Source organism: Nostoc sp. NMS4, assembly GCF_017115095.1.
GTDB lineage: Bacteria > Cyanobacteriota > Cyanobacteriia > Cyanobacteriales > Nostocaceae > Nostoc.
Map to the genome: position 1 here is coordinate 1 of NZ_JABXKI010000095.1, position 9,259 is coordinate 9,259.

The following is a 9,259-nucleotide window of genomic DNA, read 5'->3' on the forward strand; positions in this document are numbered from 1 at the left end:
GCAGCAATATTTTCTGGTAAATCGATGTGAACTGCACCAGGTTTTTCCGATTGCGATCGCTTAAATGCTTTTCGCACTACTTCAGGTGTAATACTCGGTCGGACAATCTGCTTATTCCACTTGGTAACAGGGGCAAACATTGCCACCAAATCTAAATATTGATGGGATTCAATATGCATTCTATCTGTTCCCACCTGACCGGTAATCGCCACTAAGGGCGCACCATCGAGGTTAGCATCTGCTACCCCAGTCATCAAATTAGTTGCCCCAGGGCCAAGAGTAGAAAGACACACTCCGGCTTTTCCGGTTAAGCGTCCGTAGACATCAGCCATGAATGCTGCACCCTGTTCATGACGAGTCGTAATAAATTTAATCGAAGAATTTTTTAACGCTTCCAAAACGTGAAGGTTTTCTTCACCAGGAAGTCCAAAAATATATTGCACTCCTTCATTTTCTAGGCACTGCACCAACAATTCTGCTGTATTCATTTTATTTCCGACAACTCTCTGTATTAACGAATAAGACTTTTGTTCTTTGTCATTAGTCATTTGTCCAATGACCAATGACTAATGACCAATGACTAATCATTTAACCCACACGGTTTTAACATTGACAAACTCATGTATACCTTGGATACTCAATTCTCTGCCATATCCAGAACGCTTAGTGCCACCAAAGGGCAACCGAGGATCGGATTTGACCATACTGTTGATAAACACGGCACCAGCTTCGATTTCCTCAACCAAGCGATCGCATTCTTGGTTGTTGGTTGTCCAAGCACTTGCACCTAAGCCAAATGGTGAGTCATTGGCGAGTTTAATGGCAGCATCGATATCTGGAACCCGGAATAACAAGGCTACCGGGCCAAAGAATTCTTCTTTGGCGATTGGTGTGTCGGTGGGGATATCTATGATAATCGTTGGCGGATAAAAGTTTCCAGGACGATCTGATAAAGGATGTCCACCGGTGATGACTTTACCACCGCTACTAATAGCACCTTGCACTTGTTGGTCTAAATCCTGGAGAATGCCAGGTGTTGCCAGTGGGCCTAAATCGGTATCTGGTTGCATAGGATCGCCTACTTTTAGCGCCTCAAATTTTTCTAAAAGCAATTTTTCAAATTTATCTGCGATCGCTTCTGCTAAAATAAAACGTTTCGCTGCAATACATGATTGCCCGTTATTTAACATCCGCGCTGTAGTTGCTGTGACAACTGCTTTCTCTAAGTCAGCACTTTCTAACACAATAAACGGGTCACTTCCTCCTAATTCCAAAACTGTTTTTTTAATTTGTTTACCGGCGGCGACGGCGAGGGATGCCCCGGCTGGTTCGCTTCCGGTCAAGGTGGCAGCTTTTACGCGGTCATCAGCCATTAAATCGGCAACTTTGGCAGCGCCGATTAATAGTGTTTGAAACGCACCTCCAGGAAAACCTGCCCGTCGGAAAATATCTTCAATTGCCAAGGCGCACTGCGGCACGTTGGAAGCGTGTTTGAGTAAGCCGACATTGCCGGCCATGAGGGCTGGTGCGGCAAAACGAAAAACTTGCCAGAAAGGGAAATTCCACGGCATCACCGCAAGAATTGCCCCCATTGGTTGATAACGCACAAAACTATGGCTGGCATCAGTTTTTACACTGACATCAGCTAAGAAACTAGGGGCGTGTTCGGCATAATAGCGACAGACGGCGGCGCATTTTTCGACTTCTGCGATCGCCGCTTTAAATGGTTTACCCATTTCTAGAGTCATTAACTTCGCAAATTCTGCTTTGTCTTGTTCTAAAATATCGGCAGCTTTTTCTAGCCAGCGCGATCGTTCTGAAAAACTAGTCTGACGATACTGTTCAAAAGTCTGATTAGCTAAATCGAGTTTAGCGTTAATTTCTGCGTCATTGAGCGCCTCAAAGGTTTTGAGCGTCTCCCCAGTGGCGGGATTAATGGTGGCGATCGCCATTACCTGACCTTCCGTTAAAAAATAGCTTCAGTTAGGCTTCCTAGTGTTACACATATAAAGTGAGGAAGCTACCACCCAAATTCTAGTCTTTTAGCCAAGATTTAGCTGCCCAATATTACAATCTCGTAATTTTGATTGAATTAAAATATACCAATCTGTAAGTATTAATATTGATGAATTAAACACAAGTAAAGTTGCTATAATTCCCTTGAAGAAGAATTCAGGAGTCAGAATTCAGGAGTCAGAATCAAGACGCTCAATGACTCGCTAACGCTACGCTATCAGTGGGGGATTCAGACCCGCCACTGATTGAAGACCACTAAATCTTCTCTTTCAGAGACGCTCTTGCGTTCGATTTAGTGGGAGTCTTAAACCCCTTGATTCATCCGCTTTTTCGTTCAAAATTCATTCTGAATTCTGGCTCCTGACTCCTGAATTCTGTTTTGATAATTGAGGAATCAAGCTATGACTCAAGTCTTAGGCAAAGTAGTTACATTCGATGAATTCGTTGCTAAATATCCAGATAACACAGGACAACGTTACGAACTATATGATGGAGTAGTAATTGAGATGCCACCACCAACAGGCGACCATGAAGAGGTGATTGGATTTTTAGCCACACAAATCACTTTAGAATATAGTCGCTTAAATCTTCGTTATTTCATCCCTAAAACAGTATTCGTCAAACCAGTTGAGAACGAATCTGCTTATTCCCCAGATGTCCTGATACTAAATCAGCCTAATTTAGTTAATGAACCTCGGTGGAAAAAAGAATCAACTGTTACTCAAACAGCATCAATTCCTTTAATAATTGAGGTGGTAAGTACAAACTGGCGTGATGATTATCTCAAAAAATACGCTGACTATGAAGAAATGGGAATTCCTGAATACTGGATTGTCGATTATGCTGCATTGGGCGGTAGAGAATTTATTGGCAAACCCAAACAACCTACTATTTTGGTTTGCTGTTTAGAAGAAGGTGAATATCGCATTAGTAAGTTTCGAGGAGATGACCGCATCGAGTCATCAATTTTTCCAGAGTTGAATTTGACCGCAGAGCAAATTTTTTGCGCTGGAACGGTCAGCTAAATTAATTCGTAATTCGTAATGACGCTCTCTACGAGACGCTAAAAGCGAACGAATACTCGCTACCGCTACGCTAACGTAATTCGTAATTGTCCCTATTCCCCACTCTTCAATCCCTAAAGATTAATAATTGGAGCAATGATTGTAGGCACTGGCTGCAATTTTGTCTGATAAACCTTAACTAATCGTTCAATACCTTTGAAACGATAATCTCCCATTTCTTGAAAGTCTGAGGGTTCTGAAAGCATTGTATGAGTAGCTTCACTAATCACGCATTCACTAGGGGGACAAACTGCTTCCATCCGAGCAGCAAGATTAATTGTTGCCCCTAATGCTGTATAATCTACCCTTTGGGAACTACCGACATCTCCCACCACAGCTTTACCGCTATTAATCGCAATGCGTAATTGCAGGGGTTCGTGCCAAAAACCATTGGCATTAAGATGTTCGAGACGAGTGAGCATTCCTTTGGCAGCAGTAACAGCGCGATCGGCGTGATCTGCTTGCGGTTCTGGAGCGCCAAAAAATGCCATAATACAATCGCCAATATACTTATCTAAAGTGCCGCCGTAACCAAACACTTCTTTTAGCATTTCTTCAAATAAATTATTTAATAGTTGAGCGATCGCAGTTGGTGTTAACCTTTCAGAAATTGCCGTAAAGCCAACTAAATCAGCAAACAAAATACTGATTTCGCTCTCAGTGGGAGCTAAACGACCACCCGGTAATCCGCCTACAGATATCAACTGCTGTACAACAGCCGGAGAATGATAACGTTCTAGTCGGTGACGAATCATCTCTTCTGTTTTGAGTTTCTCTACTAGTAGCCAACGCTGCACACTAGAAGCGACAAGGTTTGCTAAAGCTGAAAAAAAGCTCAATTCTTCCTCGCCTTCATTTGCCCAATGGTAAGAAGAAAAATTGGCATCGGCATACAATACGCCCACAACTTTATTTTCATCCCATAAAGGCACTGCCATCGCGCTACGAATGCCTTTGACTAAAATACTTTGTTCGCTAGCAAACCGTTCATCCTGATGAGTATCACCGGTTTGAATGACCACTTTTTCATCAAACACCTTTTGGCAGATACTACGACTAATCCAACTACCATCAGAGGGAAGATGTTTCTGTTGAGAAATATTTCGAGTCGCAGCATTCACTAATTCCAACTGGCCGCAAGCATTGACATCAATTAATAATGCCAAGCGATCGATACTATCAAGATAACGAAAAACTACTTGCTGCACCTGAGAAAAAATCTCTTCTATAGATGCAGCTGCACAAAGATTTTTGGCTATGTCCACTAAGTCTTTGAGACGGGCAATGGTTTTGTCCTTATTGTTAATGTTGCCATCCTTAGTATCAGCTGCAATCCATTGTTGTTGTAATTGTTCAACATTGTGCAGGATGGTTCTTTGCTCATTAATCTCCGAAATGCCAGGATACTCAGGTGCTGGTTGAGAAACAGGGCTTGTGAGCAGCACTACCAAGCTAACATTGCCCAGCCAAACGATATCGCCGTGATGTAACTCTTGGGGATAGTTAACCAGATATTTATTGACTTGCGTGCCGTTTTTGCTGCCCAGATCCTCAATAGTCCACACACCGTCAGCCGTTTTTACTAGGCGAGCATGGTTGCGGGATACTCCACCAAAAGGTAAGTACAAGTTACATTCCGGCAAACGACCAATTGTAAATACATCTTGGTCAACTGCGATCGTTGTCTCGGTATCTCCCTCTTGTAGGCGTAGCGTCAGTTCAGTCATGAGTATGATCCATCGAAGCTATAGGTGCAAGCAACTCTAAGGTAAGTTATACCCTACAGGTTAACCTTCACCTTTTCTTTATGACACTGTTAACTGCATTCCGACAACTGTATGTGACAGATATTACATTGAATGAGGCAATTTTATTACAGTTTCACTTCACAGGGAGTTTGAATATCTCGAACAGAATTCAGGAGTCAGGAGTCAGAATTCAGAATGAATTCTGTATGACGGAATTTAATTAGGTGGTAATTCCAGACTCATTTCACCCAACAAACCCTTACGAAAATCTGTTAAAAGTTGCCTTGCTGCTCGCTCTATATCACCTTTGTAACGATGCTCTGCTAAGGCGTGTAAATAAGTATCTCCGGTGTCTGATGTTGAATCGAGTTGATAACGAGACTGTAATGGTTTTTTTGGTAATAAATCTCCTGCTACAACTTCCAAATAATTGAGTAAATCCACTAGGGCTGCTGCTACTAGCTGGTTATCATAAGATGCTTCACCGATATCATCACAAATAGCCAATTTTAATGCTGCATCTTGGTCTTCTAATCTTAGGGGGATGACACCAGGAGCATCTAGCAATTCCAAATATTCAGAAATTCGCACCCAGCGCAGTTGGCGAGTTACCCCAGGACGGGCTGCACTTTCCACGACTCGCTTTCCTAATAGGCGGTTAATTAAAGCTGATTTACCGACATTGGGAAAACCAATCACCACAGCCCGCACTGGACGGGGTAACATCCCGCGATCGCTTCTTCTTTGATTGAGTTCTACCCCAGCCGCTTGCGCTGCCCGCGCTACTTCTGCTATACCTTTACCATGTTGAGCGTTGGTAAAATAAGGGACTTCTCCTTGACGTTTAAACCAATCGATCCATAGCGATCGCATTTGCGGCGTAATCATATCTACTCGGTTAAGTATCAACACCCGTGCCTTACCTTCTACCCACTCACCTATTTGGGGATGGTGAGTCGCTAAGGGAATCCGAGCATCTCGTACCTCAAACACCACATCTACGCGCTTTAACTGCTCTTTGAGCTTCCTTTCAGCTTTCGCAATGTGACCTGGATACCATTGAATCAGGTTTAATCTATAGTTTTGAGTTATAGCCATAGTTAATTACCAAATAAATTATTATCACTTATCAATTATCATTCACTATGGCTTGATGTAAAATCAGACGATTGCCATCAGGATCATAAGCATATATTTCTCTGCCGTGGGAAGCAATGGAAATTTCTCCTGGTGGAGGATATCCCAAAGTAGTTAGGTGAGCGATCGCATCTTCTAAGTTACTTACCTCTAAACACAAACTTATCTTACTTTTGGCAATCGCTTCAAATTCCGATTCGTTTGTGTTCTTTGGTTTAAAAATACCTAATCGCATACTAACTAAATTAAACTCAGCATAGACGTTCGGAACCAAAGAAACTGGCTTTTGCTCTAGAAATTTGGTATAAAAATTCACTAACTTCTCAAAATTAACCGATGCTATGGTGACAAATGCATTAGTGTACTGGAAAACCATATAAGCTTTAAGTTATTTGATTTTGTTGGTGAAGAAGTGCGATCGCTAATCAAGAAAGACTCTCACTTTTCTAAAGTTCTTACACTCAGCACTTGCGGGGGTGTCGAATCTGGTGGATAAATTACATCTACCTGTACTATTCGCTGAGTCGAAGGTGGAAGCACAAGTTGCACCAATGGTTCTAACACCTGACCAGTTCTGTGCCATAGATGTATGTAGCGGGTCTTTTGTTGGCCTTGGTCATCAAAGTAGCGTAGCCGCACTGTACCACGGAAGAAAGGAAAATCTAGGGATGGTTTGCGAAAACGCAGACCACCTTGGGATAACTTATCTTCCTTCAAAGGTGTTTCTAAAGTAACAGTCACGGTCTGGTTTTGGTTAGTATTATTGCTTAAGGGTAAGGTGAGTTTATATTCCACCCCATAATTACCATGTGCTTCATAAGCCGTATCTGGATAACGTACCAGCATTTTGGCCGTTTGGATTTGTTGAGTACCCAATCGACCACTAAGCAATGTATCTAAAGCATAAGAAATAGCTTTACCACGTTGGGGAATAGTCAGATTTTTGGTTTGGGGATTATCTATCAATTTTGCTTGCCATTGGGAACCACTAGAAACACCAGCTACACGCCCATAAATGAGTGCGCCACTGGTAGTATTTGGAGGAGTCGGGGTTTTATCTCGCGGCCCAGCAAAGTTGCCGTTATTTAGTAAAGCTTGCCATTCTGCGAGAGTGGGTTGGCGTTCTGTATTATCAGAATTTTTCTTGGCAAACATTGCTAAACTTGCCGTATAAACTCGATCGCTACTACGCAACCGCATAAAGCTAGAGCGACCATTCACCGGCTTTTCTAGATTTCGTACAGGAATCGGATGATTTAACAACATCCGGCTTTGTCCTGGGGGAATTATCAGCTTTGCGGGAAAATCTGCTTGTCGAACACCTCGGATTACATCACCAACAGCGCGATCGCCTGGCCCTGAATAAGCCTTACCATCATTATTTTCTATGTAGGGGGATAAGGTGACAAAGGGCGCATCCTGCATCAAATAACTCGCGGCTTGCAACACATCGACTGTTACAGGTTTTTTACCAGGATTATGCACAATTACGCCCAAGTAAAGCGTTTGTAAATTCTTGGGAGTGTGGCTGTAATGATGTGCAAATAAGTCAAAGCGTCCCTCGAAAGGAAAATTGAGGTGCGCGGCTGGAACTTTTTTACCGTTTGGAGGAAAGGTAGAAAGTAAAATACCCTCCGTTTTAATCCATTCTGGGCTATTGCTGTTAAAAACGGGTATTTTGTCCAACTTGCCTGGTAAGGCTCGAACTTCTCCTGGTTGGACAATTTCTTGGGGTGCTGGCTTCGGTGAAGTTTGAGCGATCGCTGAATTATCTTTATAAGTTGTGCATCCAAAGGTTTGAGTTATGGCAAGTCCTAATAAAAGTGTGAATACAGGTGATGGGAATTTAGCCAGCATAAATTTGAGCGTCAAGAAAGCTGTGGTATTAAAGATCAGAAGTTATGACTACAAGTTGCTAGAAGGGGATTTCTGAGAATGGGTAGGCATAGCCCGCCGCAGGTATCGCTATTAAATTGTAAACATAGTTCCACTAGCCCACATCAGGAGGGCTTTTGATGTTTAAAGAGAGTGTCAATGGTTGAAGCAAATTTGAGAACGTTCACTGATTGTAGAAATAAAATTAAGCTCATCAGTTATTTATGCAAAAATCTGCTGTAAATTTAAAACAAAACCAGGGAGAACATCTTCACCCGATAAACTTGTGGGAGATTGTAAAACTTCCGGTGCAAGATTTGGGCGATAAATTATTACTTGTTTCTCTTTAGGATTTATTAACCAACCCAGTTGTAAGCCATTTGCTAAGTATTCCTCCATTTTGGCTTTAGTATCTTCCACATCATCGGTTTCAGAAACTAATTCCACTGCAAAATCAGGACACAAGGGGATAAATTTCTTTCTTTGTTCTGGCGTAAGAGCATCCCATCTTTCTATCCTTACCCAAGAAGCATCAGGTGAACGAGTTGCCCCATTTGGCAGTTTAAACCCAGTAGAAGAATCAAAAGCTTTTCCGAGCTTATTCTGTCTATTCCAAACTCCTAAATCAAGATACAGTTCAAAATTACGGTTTCCCGTTTCTCCCCCAGTCGGTGACATGATAATTAATTCCCCTTCAGATGTTAACTCTAGTCGTAATTCTTTATTGACGGCTACAATTTGTGCAAATTCATCATCAGTAAATTGCAGATTAGAAGGTAATTGTAAGGTTAAAGCAGTCATAATTAATTGCGCTCCACAAAAATCCTAGTTGCATCAAACCCATGCGCTGCTAATAGGGAAGATTTAGCCTCTAATTCTACTTTAGGATACTTTAGAAATTGCCCCGAACAAATGCACCGTTGTTTTATTTTTTAAAAAAAGTGGTTCTTCAGTACGATAGTAGAGGCTTTAGATTTAGATGTTGTACAAGTCCCGCAAACGCGATCGCAGCGATAAAATGCAGAAAAGCGATGTCTGGCGACCTAACTTTTCACGTCATGTGTAAAACCCCATGAAAGACCTAACCCCCTAACCCCCTAACCCCCTTCCCGATACGGGAAGGGGGAAAATTCAAAGTCTCTCTCCTTGTAGGAGAGAGATTTAGAGAGAGGTTTTCCAGATACCGTGAAAAGCGATGTCTGGCGACAAGCCGCTTTGCATCTACGCATACAACCTTCTCTAAACTATAAAATATTAGTAAAGCTAGTAAAGCCCCATACTTAGAGGTGCAGCAATGGTACAACAAGTCACACCAGAAACCACCATCGAAGTCATCTACCCAGAAAGCGACGGACAGCCAATGGCGGATAATACAGAACAATTTGCATGGATTGTCAAAATTAAAGAAAATTTAGAAAT

Annotated in this window: 8 protein-coding genes and 1 pseudogene; 2 read left to right on the top strand and 7 right to left on the bottom strand. The window is 42.1% G+C overall.

The window, feature by feature from the left end:
* Positions 1 to 488 (bottom strand): thiamine pyrophosphate-binding protein (locus HWQ37_RS06710; protein WP_292745171.1); only part of this gene is annotated, 488 nt, incomplete at its 3' end.
* 96 nt (positions 489 to 584) lie between these two features.
* Positions 585 to 1,952 (bottom strand): NAD-dependent succinate-semialdehyde dehydrogenase, encoded by a 1,368-nt coding sequence (locus tag HWQ37_RS06715; RefSeq protein WP_292745158.1) that lies wholly within the window; start codon positions 1,950 to 1,952, stop codon positions 585 to 587.
* Positions 1,953 to 2,417: 465 nt separating this feature from the next.
* Here HWQ37_RS06715 and HWQ37_RS06720 point away from each other — a divergent pair, with 465 nt between their 5' ends.
* A complete protein-coding gene (locus HWQ37_RS06720; RefSeq protein WP_292745160.1) occupies positions 2,418 to 3,041 on the top strand; it encodes a Uma2 family endonuclease in 624 nt (207 codons plus the stop codon).
* A 113-nt stretch (positions 3,042 to 3,154) separates the two neighbouring features.
* Here the strand turns inward: HWQ37_RS06720 and HWQ37_RS06725 are convergent, their stop codons facing one another.
* The 5 genes from HWQ37_RS06725 to HWQ37_RS06745 form a co-directional block, all read right to left on the bottom strand.
* Positions 3,155 to 4,807: an adenylate/guanylate cyclase domain-containing protein gene (locus HWQ37_RS06725; RefSeq protein WP_292745162.1), complete on the bottom strand. Its 1,653-nt coding sequence runs from the start codon at positions 4,805 to 4,807 to the stop codon at positions 3,155 to 3,157.
* A 237-nt stretch (positions 4,808 to 5,044) separates the two neighbouring features.
* The gene (gene ylqF, locus HWQ37_RS06730) at positions 5,045 to 5,926 is read right to left on the bottom strand and encodes a ribosome biogenesis GTPase YlqF (protein WP_292745163.1); all 882 of its coding nucleotides are present in this window, start codon (positions 5,924 to 5,926) and stop codon (positions 5,045 to 5,047) included.
* A 31-nt stretch (positions 5,927 to 5,957) separates the two neighbouring features.
* Positions 5,958 to 6,341, bottom strand: coding sequence for a VOC family protein (locus tag HWQ37_RS06735; RefSeq protein WP_292745165.1), 384 nt, complete (start codon positions 6,339 to 6,341; stop codon positions 5,958 to 5,960).
* Between the two features lie 62 nt (positions 6,342 to 6,403).
* Positions 6,404 to 7,822: a DUF3370 domain-containing protein gene (locus HWQ37_RS06740; RefSeq protein ID WP_292745167.1), complete on the bottom strand. Its 1,419-nt coding sequence runs from the start codon at positions 7,820 to 7,822 to the stop codon at positions 6,404 to 6,406.
* A gap of 240 nt (positions 7,823 to 8,062) precedes the next feature.
* Positions 8,063 to 8,641 (bottom strand): Uma2 family endonuclease, encoded by a 579-nt coding sequence (locus HWQ37_RS06745; protein ID WP_292745169.1) that lies wholly within the window; start codon positions 8,639 to 8,641, stop codon positions 8,063 to 8,065.
* Between the two features lie 493 nt (positions 8,642 to 9,134).
* Here HWQ37_RS06745 and HWQ37_RS06750 point away from each other — a divergent pair.
* Positions 9,135 to 9,259 (top strand): annotated as a pseudogene (locus HWQ37_RS06750) (Uma2 family endonuclease); the annotation flags it as partial.

Excerpts from the sequence above, each read along its gene's own strand:
- HWQ37_RS06715 (WP_292745158.1), bottom strand. The coding sequence starts at position 1,952 with ATGGCGATCGCCACCATTAATCCCGCCACTGGGGAGACGCTCAAAACC.
- HWQ37_RS06720 (WP_292745160.1), top strand. The coding sequence starts at position 2,418 with ATGACTCAAGTCTTAGGCAAAGTAGTTACATTCGATGAATTCGTTGCT.
- HWQ37_RS06725 (WP_292745162.1), bottom strand. The coding sequence starts at position 4,807 with ATGACTGAACTGACGCTACGCCTACAAGAGGGAGATACCGAGACAACG.
- ylqF (WP_292745163.1), bottom strand. The coding sequence starts at position 5,926 with ATGGCTATAACTCAAAACTATAGATTAAACCTGATTCAATGGTATCCA.
- HWQ37_RS06735 (WP_292745165.1), bottom strand. The coding sequence starts at position 6,341 with ATGGTTTTCCAGTACACTAATGCATTTGTCACCATAGCATCGGTTAAT.
- HWQ37_RS06740 (WP_292745167.1), bottom strand. The coding sequence starts at position 7,822 with ATGCTGGCTAAATTCCCATCACCTGTATTCACACTTTTATTAGGACTT.
- HWQ37_RS06745 (WP_292745169.1), bottom strand. The coding sequence starts at position 8,641 with ATGACTGCTTTAACCTTACAATTACCTTCTAATCTGCAATTTACTGAT.